The organism is Iodobacter arcticus (genome assembly GCF_042664895.1).
Taxonomy (GTDB): domain Bacteria; phylum Pseudomonadota; class Gammaproteobacteria; order Burkholderiales; family Chitinibacteraceae; genus Iodobacter; species Iodobacter arcticus.
On sequence record NZ_JBHTBQ010000043.1, the window covers coordinates 1 to 608 of the forward strand.

Genomic DNA, 608 nt, shown 5'->3' on the forward strand with positions numbered 1-608 from the left:
GTTCGGCCTAAAAAGTACCGTTCATACAAGGGTGAATGTGGCAAAGTCGCGCCAAATATATTGCAGCGGCAATTTAGTGCGGACAAGCCGAATCAGAAATGGGTGACGGATGTGACTGAGTTTAATGTGCGGGGAGAAAAGCTCTATTTATCGCCGGTGCTGGATTTATACAATGGGGAAATTATCGCCTTTGAAATGGCGCGTCGCCCAGTGTTTGCGCTGGTCAGTCAAATGCTAAAGAAAGCCTTAGCGAGGCTGCGCCCAGATGAAAAACCGCTGCTGCATTCAGATCAAGGTTGGCAGTATCAAATGGCAGGGTATCGGCAGCAATTGGCAGAAAAAGGGCTGGTGCAAAGTATGTCAAGAAAAGGAAATTGCCATGATAATGCAACGATGGAAAGCTTCTTTGGCACATTGAAGTCGGAGTTCTTCTACCAAGAAAAATTCACTAGTCTTGAGCAACTAGAGCAAGGCATCGTGGATTACATCCATTACTATAACCACGACCGAATCAAGTTGAAGTTAAAAGGGCTGAGTCCTGTGCAATACAGAACCCAGCCCTTGAGCGCCTAGTTTTTATACTGTCCAACTAATTGGGGTCAGTTCAG

General features: G+C 46.1%; 1 protein-coding gene. It reads left to right on the plus strand.

The genetic code is table 11. The annotated features are described in order from the left end of the window. Nucleotides 1-573, plus strand: a 573-nt coding sequence (locus tag ACFQNF_RS17470; protein WP_380189195.1) for an IS3 family transposase, incomplete at its 5' end; no start/stop codon positions are given. Nucleotides 574-608: the final 35 nt, after the last annotated feature.